The organism is Pseudodonghicola sp. (genome assembly GCF_048268305.1).
In the GTDB taxonomy this organism is placed as follows: domain Bacteria; phylum Pseudomonadota; class Alphaproteobacteria; order Rhodobacterales; family Rhodobacteraceae; genus Pseudodonghicola.
Window position 1 is genome coordinate 289,026 of the sequence record NZ_JBLWVT010000002.1, and the last position, 15,660, is coordinate 304,685.

Annotated in this window: 14 protein-coding genes; all 14 read right to left on the reverse strand. The window is 64.6% G+C overall.

Features of this window, described 5'->3' with window-relative positions; all coding sequences use genetic code 11:
* Positions 1–173 precede the first annotated feature (173 nt).
* Entirely contained in the window at positions 174–785 is a 612-nt protein-coding gene (locus tag ACN0V4_RS04520) for a Hint domain-containing protein (RefSeq protein ID WP_417673440.1), read from the reverse strand.
* A gap of 237 nt (positions 786–1,022) precedes the next feature.
* Complete coding sequence (locus ACN0V4_RS04525; RefSeq protein WP_417673442.1) at positions 1,023–1,583, reverse strand: CvpA family protein; 561 nt, start codon at positions 1,581–1,583, stop codon at positions 1,023–1,025.
* A 26-nt stretch (positions 1,584–1,609) separates the two neighbouring features.
* The gene (gene radA / locus ACN0V4_RS04530; protein WP_417673444.1) at positions 1,610–2,974 is read right to left on the reverse strand and encodes a DNA repair protein RadA; all 1,365 of its coding nucleotides are present in this window, start codon (positions 2,972–2,974) and stop codon (positions 1,610–1,612) included.
* Positions 2,975–2,978: 4 nt separating this feature from the next.
* Positions 2,979–3,449, reverse strand: coding sequence for a paraquat-inducible protein A (locus ACN0V4_RS04535; RefSeq protein ID WP_417673446.1), 471 nt, complete (start codon positions 3,447–3,449; stop codon positions 2,979–2,981).
* A gap of 114 nt (positions 3,450–3,563) precedes the next feature.
* Positions 3,564–4,310: an ABC transporter ATP-binding protein gene (locus ACN0V4_RS04540; RefSeq protein ID WP_417673448.1), complete on the reverse strand. Its 747-nt coding sequence runs from the start codon at positions 4,308–4,310 to the stop codon at positions 3,564–3,566.
* Positions 4,307–5,092 (reverse strand): MlaE family ABC transporter permease, encoded by a 786-nt coding sequence (locus tag ACN0V4_RS04545; protein WP_417673450.1) that lies wholly within the window; start codon positions 5,090–5,092, stop codon positions 4,307–4,309. Before ACN0V4_RS04545 ends, ACN0V4_RS04540 begins: the two co-directional genes overlap by 4 nt.
* Positions 5,089–6,129: an alanine racemase gene (gene alr, locus ACN0V4_RS04550; RefSeq protein ID WP_417673452.1), complete on the reverse strand. Its 1,041-nt coding sequence runs from the start codon at positions 6,127–6,129 to the stop codon at positions 5,089–5,091. The genes ACN0V4_RS04545 and alr overlap by 4 nt, the downstream gene beginning before the upstream one ends.
* Positions 6,130–6,295: 166 nt before the next feature.
* Positions 6,296–7,786 (reverse strand): replicative DNA helicase, encoded by a 1,491-nt coding sequence (locus tag ACN0V4_RS04555; RefSeq protein ID WP_417673454.1) that lies wholly within the window; start codon positions 7,784–7,786, stop codon positions 6,296–6,298.
* A gap of 310 nt (positions 7,787–8,096) precedes the next feature.
* Positions 8,097–8,774, reverse strand: a complete 678-nt coding sequence (locus ACN0V4_RS04560) for an orotate phosphoribosyltransferase (RefSeq protein WP_417673456.1) — start codon at positions 8,772–8,774, stop codon at positions 8,097–8,099.
* A gap of 192 nt (positions 8,775–8,966) precedes the next feature.
* Entirely contained in the window at positions 8,967–10,391 is a 1,425-nt protein-coding gene (locus ACN0V4_RS04565) for a calcium-binding protein (RefSeq protein ID WP_417673458.1), read from the reverse strand.
* Between the two features lie 200 nt (positions 10,392–10,591).
* On the reverse strand, positions 10,592–11,632 hold the full coding sequence (pyrC, locus tag ACN0V4_RS04570) for a dihydroorotase (protein WP_417673460.1): 1,041 nt from the start codon (positions 11,630–11,632) through the stop codon (positions 10,592–10,594).
* A 58-nt stretch (positions 11,633–11,690) separates the two neighbouring features.
* Positions 11,691–12,674: a phosphoadenosine phosphosulfate reductase gene (locus ACN0V4_RS04575; protein ID WP_417673462.1), complete on the reverse strand. Its 984-nt coding sequence runs from the start codon at positions 12,672–12,674 to the stop codon at positions 11,691–11,693.
* Positions 12,675–12,837: 163 nt separating this feature from the next.
* On the reverse strand, positions 12,838–14,202 hold the full coding sequence (locus ACN0V4_RS04580; RefSeq protein WP_417673463.1) for a M10 family metallopeptidase: 1,365 nt from the start codon (positions 14,200–14,202) through the stop codon (positions 12,838–12,840).
* A 160-nt stretch (positions 14,203–14,362) separates the two neighbouring features.
* The gene (pepT, locus tag ACN0V4_RS04585; protein ID WP_417673465.1) at positions 14,363–15,601 is read right to left on the reverse strand and encodes a peptidase T; all 1,239 of its coding nucleotides are present in this window, start codon (positions 15,599–15,601) and stop codon (positions 14,363–14,365) included.
* Between the last annotated feature and the right edge of the window lie 59 nt (positions 15,602–15,660).

Consider the following 15,660-nt stretch of genomic DNA (forward strand, 5'->3'; position numbering starts at 1 on the left):
CGGCACGGCGGTTAGCTCCGAATCCGTTGGCTGGAATAGCCCTCACATAATGCCATGCAGGCCGAGTGTCACGAAATGATCACAGATTTCCTGTGCATCCATTGCCACAGGGCTGTGCCGGGCTGCGCGCGGAGCCGGCAGATCAGAGAAGAATCGGGGCGAAACGGCCACGCTCAGCGACACATTGCTGTAGAAAACAACGGGGCGCCACCGAGTTTTTGCTGTAGCTGCGCCAGCAGTTGGTGGCTTTCGCGATAGCTCAGCAGCCGGTGGCAGGTGGGCTCATGCGGGCTTGGCACATGCATCAGGCAGCCGGTATGGGCGAAAACCACCTCCTCGTGATCGAAGCTGAGCGCGATGCCGCAACGCAGGGCGAAGCCTGCGATGATGTGGACGCCGAAACAGCCGGTGATGGTGGGGACCGGCAGCAGCACCAGCGATTCGCCGAAGAGCCGCTTGCAAAGCGGATTGAGCAGCGCCACCCGCTGACCGGCGTTCAGCCGCATCTTGGAACAATTGCCAAGGCTCCCGGCGGGCACCTGCCAATGCAGATGGCTGCGGTCGGGCGGCTGGCGACTGGTCTGGCGCAAGACGGCCATGCCACGCAGCGTCCGCACGCGGTCGCCGGGATGCAGGGTTTCCACCGCACGCCAGCCGCTGTCGGTCTCCAGCAATGTCCCGGGGGCGAAAGTGCGGTCAAAGGCGCGGATCGGGCGCCGGGACGGGGCCAGAATCGAATCCGGCCGGCGGGGGGGAGGGGCTTCGAGCACCAAACACGGTAACATGACACAACTCATTCGGTACTGGATGAAAAAACTATTCGTAATAGGTGTATTAGAGCGCGTAGCGTGACGATTGCGTGGTTAAAATACGGCAATAATGCGGCCAAGCGCTCAAGTTTTCCGGATCATGCGGCGCATGGCGGCGCCGACAAGGGGCGATCCCGGGGACCCATAGGAAAACAGCCGACGGGCCGGCTGGCCCATCGGCTGTTGAGAAAGAGGGGCAGAGAGGAGGGCCGCTTATTGCGGCGCGCCGCAGCTTCCGACCAGATTTTCGTATTGCTGGGTGATCCAGCCAAGCGCCTGCTGGGGGTCGCGATCCTCGATCTTTCCACTCAGCCGCGAGAATACCTGGGCCGAGCGGCTTTCGTCGACGATGGTGAACTTCTGCCCGGTCATCACCGTGTCATAGACGAAGAAGGCGATCGCCACCAAAAGCACACCGCGCGCCACCCCGAAGAGGAACCCCGCCCCCTGGTCGAGGCCACCGAGAACCGAGCGGTGTACCAGCGAGGAAAACAGCGGTGTGAAGAAGGAGACCACGATCAGCGCCACGGCAAAGACCACGGCGAAAGCGGCGATGATGCTGAGTTCGCAACTGTCGGCGATATAGCCGCCCAGCACCGGGATTTCCTTGACCAGCGGTTCGACCTGAGGGGCGAACATAAAGGCCAATACGGCCGCTATGATCCAGCCGGCGATGGCCATGGCCTCGCGCACGACCCCCCGTGAGTAGGCCAGCAGTGCCGAAACCACGATGATCAGGGCCACGACCCCGTCGATGATGGTGAAACCTTCCATATCCCTCGCCCGAAATTACCTGTGCTCTATCCGGCCCCGAAGATTTCGCCGACAAATCCTGTCAGGTCGGCAGGCCGGGTCAGCTTGAGGCCGCCGCCCGATCCGATTTTGCCGCCGGCCGGAGCGATTGCTGCGGTGAAACCAAGTTTTCGGGCTTCTTTCAACCTGTTTTCGGTCTGCGAGGCGGGGCGCAGGGCTCCGGACAGGCTGATTTCCCCGAAAACCACCGTCTCTGGCGGCAAAGCCACATCTTCGCGCGCGCTGAGAAGCGCTGCGGCGACGGCAAGATCAGCCGCCGGTTCGCTGATCTTCAGCCCGCCCGCGACATTTAGGTAAACGTCGAGACCCGCGAAGGGGATGCCGCAGCGGGCCTCGAGCACGGCCAGGATCATCGACAGCCGCGCCCCGTCCCAGCCGACCACGGCCCGGCGCGGTTGCGAATGGGGCGAGGGGGCAACCAGCGCCTGAAGCTCGACCAGAACCGGGCGGGTGCCCTCGATTCCGGCGAAAACCACCGATCCGGGCGAGGGCTGGCCGCGCTCGGACAGGAACAGGGCCGAGGGGTTCAGCACCTCGGCCAGGCCCGATCCGGTCATCTCGAACACCCCGATCTCATCGGCGGGGCCAAAGCGGTTCTTGACCGCGCGCAGGATGCGGAACTGATGGCCGCGCTCGCCTTCGAAATAGAGCACGGTGTCGACCATATGCTCGACGACGCGGGGGCCTGCGATCTGGCCCTCCTTGGTGACATGGCCGACCATGATCACGGAAACGTTATGGCGCTTGGCGAAAGTGGTCAGCTCATGCGCGGTGGCGCGCACCTGGGTGACGCTGCCCGGGGCGCTGTCGACATTGTCGGCCCACATGGTCTGGATCGAATCGATGATGACGAGCTGGGGCTTTTCCGTCTCCAGCATGGTCAGGATATTGCGCAGGTTGGTCTCCGCCGCCAGCCGCACCGGCGCTTCGGCCAGCCCCAGCCGCTGTGCCCGCATGCGGACCTGGGCGGTGGCCTCCTCGCCCGAGACATAGATGGTCTTCAGCCCCTTGCGGGCAAAGGCGGCGGCGGCCTGCAGCAGCAGGGTGGATTTGCCGATGCCCGGATCGCCGCCCACCAGGATGGCCGAGGCCGCCACCAGCCCGCCGCCCAGCACGCGGTCGAGTTCCTCCAGCCCGGAGGTGGCGCGCGGCGGCGGGGTCTCCTGGGTGGAGAGATCGGTGAGTGTCACTGTGCTGCCACGCCGGGCGCCAAGCGACTTTGAACTCGGCCCCGCGGACAGCGGCACCTGTTCGACGATGGAATTCCACTCGCCGCAGGCTTCGCAGCGTCCCGACCATTTCGAGAAGCTGGCGCCGCAGGAGGAACAGACAAAGGTATTCGGTTTGGCCATGGGATCAGTCCTGCCCGAGGCCGGGGGCGGGCTCAAGCCTTTTGAGGCGCCGTTCGGTCAGCAGGCTGAGCACCAGCGAGGCGAGGATGCAGAAGGTGAAGAGATAGAGCCCCCAGGCCACCTCGATCCGCACATAGGAAATCCCCTTGGCCAGGGTGATGTAGAGCGCGATCAGGAAGATATCGGCCATCGCCAGTTTTCCCATGACATGCAGCACCGGCAGGGCGCGGCGATCGAGCAGGTGCCATTGCACCAGGGCCAGGCCGATGGTCTTGAGATAGGGGGCGAAGACGGCGAAAACCGTGACGATCAGCGCAAGCACGATATCGGTGCGCCAGAGCGATTGCAGCCCGGTCATCACCGAAATCTCCGACAGGCCGAAGATCGGCAACAGCCCCGCCCGCATCAGCGGCGCGAACCAGGCGACGGGGTAGAGGATCAGCAGGGCGAGGTTGGCGAGGCGGAGAAGGAGCATGAGCTTGGCCTATCCAATTTCACCCGCTTTGGAAATCCGGGCCAGAACCAGGTTCCGAGCCATTTTCTTCGAAGAAAATGGCCAAGAAAATTCGAATTTTCTTGGCGCCAAGGCTCAGCGAACCGCTTCGATCGGCCCCTCGGCGCGGCCATGGATGAACTGGTCCAGATAGGGATCGCCGGAATGGTCCATCTCGGCCACCGGGCCGGTCCATTTGATCACCCCGTCGTGCAGCATCGCCACATTGTCGGCGATGGCGCGCACGCTGGTCATGTCGTGGGTGATGGTCACTGCGGTGGCGCCCATCTCGACCACGATCTCGCGGATCAGCTCGTTGATGACGCCTGACATGATCGGGTCGAGCCCGGTGGTGGGTTCGTCGAAGAAGATGATCTCGGGTTCGGCGGCGATGGCGCGGGCCAGACCCACGCGCTTTTGCATGCCGCCCGACAGCTCGGCCGGGAACAGATCGGCCACCTCGGGCTTCAGCCCGACACGGCGCAGTTTCTCGATGGCGATCGCGCGGGCCTCGGCGGTGGGGCGTTTCTGCGCCCCGCGCAGCAGGCGGAAGGCGACATTCTGCCAGACGCTCATCGAATCGAACAGGGCGCCACCCTGGAACAGCATGCCGAAGCGGGCCAGAAAGGCGTCGCGGTCGCCGGCGGTGGCGTCCTTGCCATCGACCAGGATGCGGCCGGAATCCGGCGTCACCAGCCCCAGCACGCATTTCAGCGCCACCGATTTGCCGGTGCCCGAGCCGCCGATGATCACCATCGACGTGCCCTTGGGCACATCCAGCGTCAGGCCGCGCAGCACATGGTTGTTGCCGAAGCTCTTACAGACATTCTCGAACCGGATCATACCGAGAAAAACGCCCCCGTGATCAGGAAGTTGGCGGCGAGGATCAGCACGGCGGCGGCCTCGACGCTGCTCTTGGTGGCCTGGCCCACGCCCTGGGCGCCGCGGCCGGAATGCATGCCGTAATAGCAGCCCATCAGCGTGGCGATGCCGCCGAAGACGCAGCCCTTGACGAGCGAGGAGATCACATCGAGCGGTTCGAGGAAATCCACCGTGTTCTTCAGATAGGTCGCGGGATTGAAGCCAAGGTTGTGGATCGAGACGAAGAAACCGCCGGCGATGCCGATGACGTCGCCGACGCCGACCAGCAATGGCACGGTGATCAGCCCGGCCAGCAGCCGCGGCGCGGTGAGATATTTCATCGGGTTGGTCGACAGCGTCACCAGAGCATCGATCTGCTCGGTCACCTTCATGGTGGCGATCTCGGCCGCGATCGAGGAGGTGACGCGCGCCGCGATCATCAGCCCCGCCATCACCGGCCCCAATTCACGCACCATGCCGATGGCGACGATCTGCGGCACCACGGATTCGGCGTTGAAGCGGGCGCCGCCGGAATAGATCTGCAGCGCCAGCGCGCCGCCGGTGAACAGCGCCGTCAGCCCCACCACCGGCAGCGACAGCCAACCGATGCCGAGCATCGAATAGACGATTTCGCGCAGATAATAGGGCGGGCGAAAGATATGGCTGACGGACGAGAGGAAGAACAACGCCACCCGGCCGACGGAACCCATGGCCGCCAGCACCACCCGGCCGAGCCGGGCAATGAGGGTCAGCACCAGATTCATGCGATATAGCTGCGGTGGTAGCGCGCACCGAGCGAGGTCAGAAGCTCATAGCCGATCGTGCCTGCGATATCGCCCAGGCTGTCGATGGTCTGAACCTCGTTGATCAGCGTCATCACCTCGGGTTTGCGGGCGGGCTCCATCTCGGTGATGTCGACGGTGATCAGATCCATCGAGATGCGTCCGGCAATCGGATAGCCGTCGTCGCCATCATAGAGCTTGCTGCCCGGCGACAGCGCCCGGAACAGACCGTCGGCATAGCCCGCGGCGAGCGTCGCGATACGCGAGGGACGTTGCGCGGTCCAGGTGTTGCCATAGCCCACGGTCTCGCCCGGGGCGACGTCACGGATCTGCGCCACCGGCAGATCCAGCCGCACCACCGGCTTGGCATCCTCATAGGGGCGGCCGCCGTAAAGGCCGATGCCCGGGCGGGTGAGGTCAAAATGGTAATCCGCCCCCAGCAGCAGGCCGCCGGTCGCCGCCAGCGACCGCGGCACATCGAGGCCGTCGGTCATCTCGCGGAAGGCGGTGAGCTGCTTTTGATTCATGAAATGATCCGGCTCGTCGGCGCAGGCCAGATGCGACATCAGCAACGCCGGCTTTTGCTTCAGCGCCACATCGCGCAGCGCCGCCCATTCCTCGGGCTCCAGCCCAAGCCGGTTCATCCCGGTGTCGAGCTGGACGCCAAAGCTATGGCGCGGTAGCGCCTCGACATGGCGCAGCACCTGATCGACCGAATTCAGCATCGGTGTCAGATCGTTGTCACGGATCAGGTCGGTATCGCCGGCCATATGGCCAGACAGGACCGCGACCATCGGCCCGGGGCCGATCGCCTCGCGCACGGCGGCGCCTTCCTCGGCGACGGCGACGAAGAAACGGCGCGCGCCCGCCTGGGCCAGAGCGCGGGCAACCTTGCCCACCCCCAGACCGTAGCCGTTGGCCTTGACCACGGCGGCGGTCTCTACATTCGTTTTTGCGTCCAGCGCGCGCCAGTTGTCGGCGATGGCGCTCAGATCAATTGTCAGATGTCCGGTACTCATGCGCTGTTCATGCCACTGGGGGCGCTAGGGTCAAGCGGAAAACGCCGCCTGCGTCAGCATGGGCGGAAAGCCGGGCGAAATCGGAACTCGCACCGTCTGCTCCGCGATCATTTCGCGGTCGCAGCGGTGGGCGAGGGGGGGGGCGTCCGGCGGCCGCCTGCTGGGCTCAATACTCCGGTTCCGAGTCTTGCTGCTGCCAGGGTTTGACCAGGTTGCCGAAGCGGGTGAACTGCGCCTCGAACGACAGCTCCACCGTGCCGATGGGGCCGTGGCGCTGTTTGCCGATGATGACCTCGGCCTTGCCATGCAGGCGCTCCATGTCGGTCATCCATTTTTCCATCGCGGTCAGATCGGCCTCGTCGGGCTTTTCGCGTTCCTTGTAGTATTCGCCGCGGTAGACGAAGAGCACGCAGTCGGCGTCCTGTTCGATCGAGCCCGATTCCCGAAGGTCCGACAGCTGCGGCCGCTTGTCGTCGCGGCTTTCCACCTGACGCGACAGCTGCGACAGCGCGATCACGGGGATGTTCAATTCCTTGGCGATGGCCTTCATGCCCATCGAAATCTCGGCGATTTCGTTCACCCGGTTCTCGGCGGTGCCGCGGCAGAGCTGCAGATAGTCGATGATCAAGAGATCAAGCCCGTGGGTTCGTTTCAGCCGTCGGGCGCGGGCGGCAAGCTGCGAGATCGGCAGCGCCGGGGTGTCGTCGATGAACAGGGGGCAGGATTCCAGCGTCTTCGCCGCTTCGACGAACTGGCGGAATTCGCCTTCGGTCATGTCGCCCTGGCGGATCTTGTGGCTGGAGATCTCGGCGGCCTCGGCCAGAATCCGGCCGGCGAGCTGTTCGGCGCTCATTTCAAGGCTGAAAAAGCCCACCACGCCGCCGTCGATGGCGCCTTCGGAGCCGTCGTGTTTGACGCCACGGCGATAGGCCTTGGCGACGTTGAAGGCGATGTTGGTGGCCAGCGAGGTTTTCCCCATCGACGGCCGCCCCGCGAGGATCAGAAGGTCAGAGGGGTGCAGGCCGCCGAGCTTCTTGTCGAGATCGACAAGCCCGGTCGAAATCCCCGCCATGCCGCCGCCGCGCTGATAGGCGGCATTGGCCACGTTGACCGCGTCGGTCACCGCGCGCAGGAAGGATTGGAAGCCCTTTTCCGACTGGCCCTGTTCGCCCAGCTTGTAGAGCCGTTGTTCGGCCTCGACGATCTGTTCCTTGGGCTCGGACGAGACATCGACCTTGGCGGCCTTCGACGAAATCTCCTGCCCGAGCGCGATCAGCTCCCGCCGGATCGCGAGGTCATAGATCATCTGCGCGTAATCCCGCGCCGCGAAGGAGGAGATCGCGGCACCGGCCAGCCGCGCCAGATAGGCCGGCCCGCCCAGTTCTTTCAGCCCCTCGTCCTGTTCCAGGAAAGCCTTGAGCGTCACCGGAGAGGCCAGGGCGTTCTTGGCGATCCGGGCCGCGGCCACCTCATAGATGCGGGCATGGACCGGGTCGTAGAAATGCTGCGACCCGATGATCGCGGCGATCCGGTCGTAGACGTCGTTATTGGTCAGGATCGCGCCCAGAAGCTGCTGCTCCGCCTCGATCGAATGCGGCATGGTGTCAGGCTGCTGCGTCTCTGGGGTGGCCGGGGTGACGGTTGTGATCTCGTTCATTTCTGTCCCGTTTGCCTGTCTTTTGCGCCTCTCCGCTCCCTGGGGAAGGGGGCGGTCTTGGGTTCGGCCTTTCTAGCCGGTTCCCTCGGGGACCCCCATGGGGAAATCTTCGGGGGTAACCCTGTGGGCATCTTGTGGATTGCCTGTGGGCAACCCCGAGTCGGCCTCAGGGTGCGGGGCAATTTCTCTGGTTATGGTAGCACAACTGCAGGCGTCCGCAAAATGTGGTGAGGTGATGCGGCGGGAAAGTGATTCCCCGCCCGGGTTCTCCACAAATCAGCCCCAGACTTATCCCTAGGGCTCGGCGGGATTACGCCTTATGCGCTTCCTGCCAGCCGCGCGGGTCGTTGAGAAAGGCCTCGACCCCCTCGATGGTGACCTGATCGAAGGCGCCGGAGGCCTTGGCCTCGGCCAGCACGTCCCACCAGGTGCAGAGATAATGCAATTTCACCCCATGATCGCCCAGCGTCTTCTCGGTCTCTGGGAAGATGCCATAGTAGAAGATCACCGCGGTGTGGGCGCAGGTGGCGCCGGTGTCGCGGATCGCATCGACGAAGCTGAGCTTCGAGCCGCCGTCGGTGGTCAGATCCTCGACCAGAAGCACCCGCTCTCCCTCGGTCATGGCGCCCTCGATGCGGGCGTTGCGGCCATAGCCCTTGGGTTTCTTGCGCACATAGGTCATCGGCAGCGCCATCCGCTCGGCGACCAGGGCGGCGAAGGGGATGCCCGCTGTCTCGCCGCCGGCCACATTGTCGAAGGCCTCGAAGCCGGCCTCGCGCATCACCGTGATGGTGAGAAAATCCATCAGGGTCGAGCGGATGCGCGGGAAGGAGATCAGCCTGCGGCAGTCGATATAGGTCGGCGACGGCAGGCCGGAGGCCAGGGTGAAGGGCTCTGTCGCGTTCAGGTGCACCGCGCCGATTTCCAATAGCATCCGGGCGGTCAGGCGGGCCATTTCTTCGGAAGAGGTATAGGAGGAGGGGATCATCGCGAAACTCCTTTCGGGCGGCTGGGTTGCAGGGGGGCTTAGCCGAGCAGGGCGCAAAAGGGAAGCGGAGAGGCGAGGCGACAGAGCGATCGGTGAAGAGGGCGCAATGATCGGTGCCGATCGCGGCGCCGATCGCCAAAAAGAACCGCCCGACGCTAAGCCGGGCGGGACCGGGTTTGATTGGATGGCAGATCAGAACAGGAAGTCGTTCTTGGCCAGATCGTCCATTATGACGCCATAGAGGTCGATGGTATTGCCCGCGCCGTCGTTGATCACCGCATGGCCGCCGATGTCCGAGATGTGGTTGTTCATCAGATCGGCGAAGTTCTTGATCGCGGTCACCCCGGACAGGTCGATCTTTTCCTTGATGCCGGCGGTCCGGAAATCGCTGATGGTATCGTTGCCGAACTTGCCCGAGAAGATGAAACGGTCAAACCCCGCGCCGCCGGCCAGCATGTCATTGCCATTGCCGCCGTCGAGCTTGTCGTTGCCGTCGCCGCCTTCCAGGGTGTCGTTGCCGCCAAGGCCCTTGAGCAGGTCGTTGCTGTCGCCCCCCTGCAGCAGGTTCTTGCCGTTCGAGCCGGTGATCTTGTCGGCATAGTCCGAGCCGCGGACATTCTCGAAGTTCTTCAGGGTGTCACGGTCGCCGAAACCGTCGATCGCAAAGCCCGCCTTCAGGTTCACGGTGACCCCGTCGGTGCCCTCGTAACGGTAATCGCGGTCATAGCGCACGCTGTCGATGCCCCTGCCGCCATTCATGTAATCGTCGCCAGCCAGGCCGCGCATGATCTGGCTGCCCTTGGCACCGATGAACTTGTCGTCATACATGCTGCCGCGCAGCATCTCGATGCTGACGAACTTGTCGGTGTCGCCCCAGCCGTCAGTGCCACGCCCCTTGGCCAGATTGACCACGACGCCCGCGGGATCGTCCTGGAAGGTCACCTGGTCATAGCCGGCGCCACCCTTGTAGGTGTCGTTGCCCTCGGAGGAATAGAAATAGTCGTCGCCATAGCCGCCCGACAGCACGTCGCGGCCGGCGGTGCCCCAGATCTCCTCGTCGGCGCCCAGCACCGTGGCATCGACCACATTGGCCCAGGGGATCAGGACGCCCGGTCCATAGTCCCCGGTGGCGGGATACACCTCGGTGATATAGGTGTCGGTTTCACTGAAATGGGTGAAGTCGGACAGAGAGCTGAAGTCGGGCAGATCGTCACCGCCGAGGACGAAGTAATAGCGGGTGCCGTATTCGTAACTGTCCGCCGTGTTCTCGCCCTTCACGACCTCGAGTTCCATGACCACGCTGGAGTGGGAGACGCCGCCCATGGTCCAGTCGATACCGATGACGCTGGAATCGATATTGGCCGTATAGGCGTTCATGCCGTCGAGCGTGATGGCATAGGTGTCCGAGCTCGGGTTGATGTCGACCCAGAGCGTATCGCTCATCGGGTCCGGCGGCAGCACACTGTAGGTGAGGCCTGCGCGCACGTCCGCCGTGACGTTCAGGGAAACGCTGGCGTGGAATTTGGTCGCCGCGTCCTCTTCGGTGTCCCAGTAATAGCGGTAATCGTAGGAGAAACCGTTGATTGAATAATAATAAATTGTCGCTTCCGAAGTCATCTGTCCGCCTTGCTTGATCAAAATAAACAAGACCATCCGCCAGAGGCGGACCGCCTTGTGCCCGTCGAAGCTAGGGAAACCGTTAACTGTTCGTCAAGCTTGGATTGCCCGAACCTCCGGAATCGAAGGGCCTGGGGCTGCCTTCGGGGCGCGGAACAATGCGGAAATGGGCGCCACCGGGTCGGGCGGCGCCCCACGGATCAGAGGACCCGCCAGTGCAGCGGGAAACCGGGGTCGAAGACGGTGACCGGGCCGTCGGCGCTGACGATATGGGCGGGGTAGGTGACCGGCGCGCCCTTCTCCAGCGTGATCGTCGCCTCGTTGACGGGCAACCGATAGAACGCCGGCCCGTTGAGCGAGGTGAAGCCCTCCAGCCGGTCCAGCGCGCCTTCGCGATCGAAGATCTCGGCCACCAGTGACATGGTGTTGGTGGCGGTGAAGCAGCCGGCACAGCCGCAGGCGCTTTCCTTGTTGGCATCCGTATGCGGCGCGCTGTCGGTGCCGAGGAAGAAGCGCGCATCGCCAGAGGTGGCGGCGCCGACCAGCGCCAGGCGATGGCTTTCGCGCTTGGCCACCGGCAGGCAATAGTAATGCGGCTTGATGCCGCCGACCAGAATGTGGTTGCGGTTGATGATCAGATGGTGCGCGGTGATCGTCGCCCCCAGATCGTCGCCATCCTGCGCCCGCACGTAATCGGCGGCGCCCGAGGTGGTGATATGCTCCATCACCACCCGCAGCCCGGGGGTGGCGCGGCGGATCGGATCAAGCACGCGGTCGATGAACACGGTCTCGCGGTCGAAGATGTCGACCTCGGCGGCGGTGACCTCGCCATGCACGCAAAGCGGCAGTCCGATCTCGGCCATCTTTTCCAGCACGCCGCGCACCTTGTCGAAGTCGCGCACACCCGAGGCGGAGTTGGTGGTCGCCCCGGCGGGATAGAGCTTGACCGCCTTGACCAGCCCGCTTGCCGCGGCGGCGGCCACATCCTCGGGATCGGTCTCCTCGGTCAGATAGAGGGTCATCAGCGGTTCGAACCGCATCCCCTCGGGCAGGGCGGCAAGGATGCGGTCGCGATAGGCTGCGGCCTGATCGCCGGTCACCACCGGCGGCACCAGGTTCGGCATGATGATCGCGCGGGCGAAATGGCGCGCGGTTTCAGGCAGCACGGCCTGCAGCATGGCGCCATCGCGCAGGTGCAGGTGCCAGTCGTCGGGGCGGCGAAGCGAAAGGGTCTGGGTCATGCCGTTCCGCTAGCACAGAGGCGCGGTTTCGGCCAGTGGGATCAGCGTCGCAGCAGCCTCATTCCGCCGGTGCCGGGGGGGCCTTGAACTCGCCTGCCGCGGCGGCCTGTTCCAATTGGTCGAGCCGCCGTTTCATCCGCCGCACCCACATGCGCGAGGTGACATTGCGGCACAGCATCATGTTCAGATAGGGCCGCTCGACCTGATCGAGATGGGCGGTCAGGCTGCGCAGATAGGCGACGTTGTCGCGCCGCGCGCGGTAGAGTTCAAAGAACTTCCGTTCGGTCAGCTTGTCGCTGCCGGCGAGCGACAGCAGCCGATAGAGCAGCTTCATCTCGATCAGCCGGGTCTGCAGCGCGCCGCCCATGAAGGGCATCCGCAGCCGGGTCACATTGGTCCGGGCGAACAACGCCGCATGCATGGCGTCGAGCGTCTCACGCGGATCATAGAGCACGAAGGCGCGGTCGGCCGCGTCCAGCATGTCGGGCGCATAGCCATACCGCGAGGTGAAATCGCTGCGCCGCATCTCGATGAAGCGGTCGTCCCATTCGGTCATCCGAGGCTCCAGCGTCGCCTGCGGCTGCACCGCGATCACCGTGGCGCCGGGCGAGGCCACCGAATAGGCCGCCGCCGCATAGCCGCAGGGGCCGGCGCCATAGAAGACCACCCGCTCGAAGTCCTCGAAGAAGCCGTCGTCGATGAGCTGGTCGAAAAAGGCATAGACCTCGTCATGGCGGAACCAGGTGTCGCCGTCCGACAGGATGCACAGATGCGACCAGCCCTGCGCCTTGACCATGTCGGAGCCCAGCGGCTGGGCGGTTTCCGACAGGGCGCGGATGCCCTGGATCGTCTCGAAGGTGACCAGCAGGATGGGTTTCTTGTCGATGAAGGTGGCAAAATGGCGCGCGCCCAGACCCTGGCTCATGCCATGATCGTCGGCCTGCGCGATCAGCGCGGCTTTCCAGGCGGCCTTGTCCAGATCGGCCAGCGACCGGTCAAAGGCGGTATCGTCGTCTTCCGGCTGCATCGGGCTGTCTTGCATCTTGCTGTCCTCAATCGTGTCCGGCCGCATGTCGTCGGGAGAGGGCGGGCCGGTTTCGCGCAAGATTAGCTTAGGCCGGGAATACGGCTAAAATTGGATGGTTTTCGGGTGGTTCTGTGAAGGCCGGGGCGGGCCCAGGGCAGGCCAGGCCCCGGCCCGGCGATCAGATCAGCACCATGTCAGCGCCCAGCATCTCGGGGCTGAGCCCGCTCAGCACCAGATAGGCCGCGCCCAGATCAAGATGCAACGCGGTATCGCTCGCGGTCATCGTTGCCTGCACCGCCTCGAAATTGTCGAAGCCGAAGGCGCTGAGGTCGAGCAGATCCTTCTCCTCGAAATCGGTGATCCGGTCGCGGCCGTCGCCGGGCGTGATGATGAAGGTATCGGCCCCGGCGCCGCCGGTCAGCACATCGCGCCCCTTGCTGCCCGCCAGCACATCCTGGCCCTTGCCGCCGATCAGCCGATCTGCGCCGCCGCCGCCCGTCAGCGTATCGGCGCCCGTTCCACCGATCAGCCAGTCGGCGCCAGCGCCCCCCAGCAGGGTATCATCGCCGGAACTGCCGGTCAGCCGATCGTTCCCGGCGCGCCCGTTCAGCAGGTTGTCCGCGGCGTTGCCGGTGATCGTGTCATCGCCCTTGCCGCCGATGGCGCGTTCGATCACCACGCCGTTGGCGATGGTGAACCCGCCGTGGATGCCGGCGACATGGCTGACCCAGCCGCCACCGCCTGCCTCGGCCAGAAGCGTGGCGGCGCGCAGGTCGAGGGTGGCATCACCCTTGCCATTGTGGCGGATCGTGTCCTGGCCGCCCACGTCCCAGATCGCCAGGTAACCGGTGCCCGAGCTATTCTCGGACGGCAGGACATAGGTGGTCGCGCCCTTGCCGGTTTCGGTATTCACCCCGTATTTGTCCTGGATCACCGCGATGTCGAGGGCCGAGGGGCCAAGGTTCCAGCCCCAGTCGCGCGCCGCCGGCAGGCCTTCGGGCGCCTCGGGCCAGCCGTCGTTATAGGTCATCACCGTATAGACGCCCTGATCGAGACCGAGGCCATCGCCGATCTCGGGCATCACGGTCGAGGCTCCATGTTCCTCGAAGGGATGCGCCAGCCCCAGCCCGTGGCCGAATTCATGCAGGAAGATGGTGTACATATAGCTGCCGGCATCCAGCAACCCGCTGCCGGCATCGCCCCAATAGGGCAGGCTGTTGAACCAGGCGATGCCCTGGGTGTCGCCATAGGCGGGATCGGGCGGGTTCATGAAACCGAGCGATCCATAGGAAGACTCCGATTTCGTCAGTCGGAAGGTGGCGCCCTCGGGGGCGTCAACCTCGGCAAAGGTCAGGTTCGCCACCGCCGCATAGGCATCGAGCGCGGCCATTGCCTGCGCCTTGGCGTAATCGGACCAGTCGCCCTGGTTGGTGAAGAAATCGAATTTCTCCCCATCAGCGCCGAAATAGACGGTCACCAGATTGGACGAGAGCGCGACGCCCAGGTCGATGGAGGAGAGAACGGGATTGCTGGAAACGGACATGCACAGGCCTCTGATCGCCGGGTCCGGCGGGCCGGACAGGGTTGCGAAAGGGCTGGCATCGGAAGGGAGGGCTGGCTGACCCAAGCCATAGCGGATGGGGCCGTGCTGTCAACCGCCGCGCCGGATCACGGGCGCGGCGGTCGGGGGATTTGGCGGGGGATCAGCCCTTGGCGCCGGCCTCGGCGATCGCCAGGCAAAGATCGGTCGCCACCGCCATATCCTGGACCGAGATCCATTCCAGCGGCCCGTGAATGTTCTGCATGCCGGTGAAGAGGTTGGGGCAGGGCACCCCCATCTCGGTCAGCCGCGACCCATCGGTGCCGCCGCGGATCGGCACCGACACCGGATCGAGCCCAAGTGTACCGCAGGCCTTGCGTGCCAGCTCCACCGGGGTCATGTCGTTTTCCAGCCAATAGCGCATGTTGCGATACTGCGGCCGGATGCTGCAGCTGATCTTGGCGCGGGGCTCGGTCGCCTGGACGGCGGCGCAGACCTGTTCCAGCATCCGCCCCGTCGCCGCCAGCCCGTCGAGCTCGAAATCGCGCAGGATGAATTTCAGCTTCATCTCGGACGACCCGCCCGACATCTCGGTCGCGTGCCAAAAGCCTTCGCGCCCGTCGGTGACCTCGGGCGTCTTGGTCGCCTGCGGCATCATCTCGATGATCTTGGCGGCCAGGTGGATGGCGTTGACCATCTTGCCCTTGGCAAAGCCCGGATGGATCGACACGCCGGTGATGCTCACCTCGGCCGCATCGGCCGAGAAGGTCTCGTATTCGATCTCTCCGACCTTGCCACCGTCGAAGGTATAGGCGAAATCGGCGCCCAGATCCTTGGGGAGTTGCGCATCGACGCCACGGCCGATCTCCTCGTCCGGGGTGAAGGCGATGCGAATGGGGCCATGTTTCAGCCCGGGCGTAGTCAGCAGGTGGCGCGCGGCGGTCATGATGATGGCGACGCCCGCCTTGTCGTCGGCGCCCAAGAGCGTCAGGCCCGAGGCGGTGATCAGGTCGTGACCGATCTTTTCCGCCAGATAGGGGAATTCAGCGGGCGAGAGCACCAGCGCCGGATCGTCGGGATAGGTGATCTCGCCGCCGTTATAGCCCTTGATCACCCGCGGCTTGACGCCGGAGGCATTGAACTGCGGCGCGGTGTCGACATGGGCGAGAAAGCCGATGGTTGGCCCCTCGACCGTGCCGGGGATGGTGGCCAGGATCGCGCCATATTCGGTCAGCGTCACATCCTGGGCGCCGATCTCCATCAGCTCGGCCTCAAGCAGGTTCAGCATGTCGAACTGCACCGCCGTGCTGGGAGAGGAGGGAGAGTCCTCATCGCTCTGGCTGTCGATGGCCGCATAGCGGACAAGCCGGTCTTCCAGTTCCTGATTGAATGTCTCTGGCATCTGCGCCTCCTGTCTTCGCGTTCAAGAAGGGCGCCGGAGCGGGGGAGAGTCAAGCCCGG

Excerpts from the sequence above, each read along its gene's own strand:
- ACN0V4_RS04520 (WP_417673440.1), bottom strand. The coding sequence starts at position 785 with ATGTTACCGTGTTTGGTGCTCGAAGCCCCTCCCCCCCGCCGGCCGGAT.
- ACN0V4_RS04525 (WP_417673442.1), bottom strand. The coding sequence starts at position 1,583 with ATGGAAGGTTTCACCATCATCGACGGGGTCGTGGCCCTGATCATCGTG.
- radA (WP_417673444.1), bottom strand. The coding sequence starts at position 2,974 with ATGGCCAAACCGAATACCTTTGTCTGTTCCTCCTGCGGCGCCAGCTTC.
- ACN0V4_RS04535 (WP_417673446.1), bottom strand. The coding sequence starts at position 3,449 with ATGCTCCTTCTCCGCCTCGCCAACCTCGCCCTGCTGATCCTCTACCCC.
- ACN0V4_RS04540 (WP_417673448.1), bottom strand. The coding sequence starts at position 4,310 with ATGATCCGGTTCGAGAATGTCTGTAAGAGCTTCGGCAACAACCATGTG.
- ACN0V4_RS04545 (WP_417673450.1), bottom strand. The coding sequence starts at position 5,092 with ATGAATCTGGTGCTGACCCTCATTGCCCGGCTCGGCCGGGTGGTGCTG.
- alr (WP_417673452.1), bottom strand. The coding sequence starts at position 6,129 with ATGAGTACCGGACATCTGACAATTGATCTGAGCGCCATCGCCGACAAC.
- ACN0V4_RS04555 (WP_417673454.1), bottom strand. The coding sequence starts at position 7,786 with ATGAACGAGATCACAACCGTCACCCCGGCCACCCCAGAGACGCAGCAG.
- ACN0V4_RS04560 (WP_417673456.1), bottom strand. The coding sequence starts at position 8,774 with ATGATCCCCTCCTCCTATACCTCTTCCGAAGAAATGGCCCGCCTGACC.
- ACN0V4_RS04565 (WP_417673458.1), bottom strand. The coding sequence starts at position 10,391 with ATGACTTCGGAAGCGACAATTTATTATTATTCAATCAACGGTTTCTCC.
- pyrC (WP_417673460.1), bottom strand. The coding sequence starts at position 11,632 with ATGACCCAGACCCTTTCGCTTCGCCGCCCCGACGACTGGCACCTGCAC.
- ACN0V4_RS04575 (WP_417673462.1), bottom strand. The coding sequence starts at position 12,674 with ATGCAAGACAGCCCGATGCAGCCGGAAGACGACGATACCGCCTTTGAC.
- ACN0V4_RS04580 (WP_417673463.1), bottom strand. The coding sequence starts at position 14,202 with ATGTCCGTTTCCAGCAATCCCGTTCTCTCCTCCATCGACCTGGGCGTC.
- pepT (WP_417673465.1), bottom strand. The coding sequence starts at position 15,601 with ATGCCAGAGACATTCAATCAGGAACTGGAAGACCGGCTTGTCCGCTAT.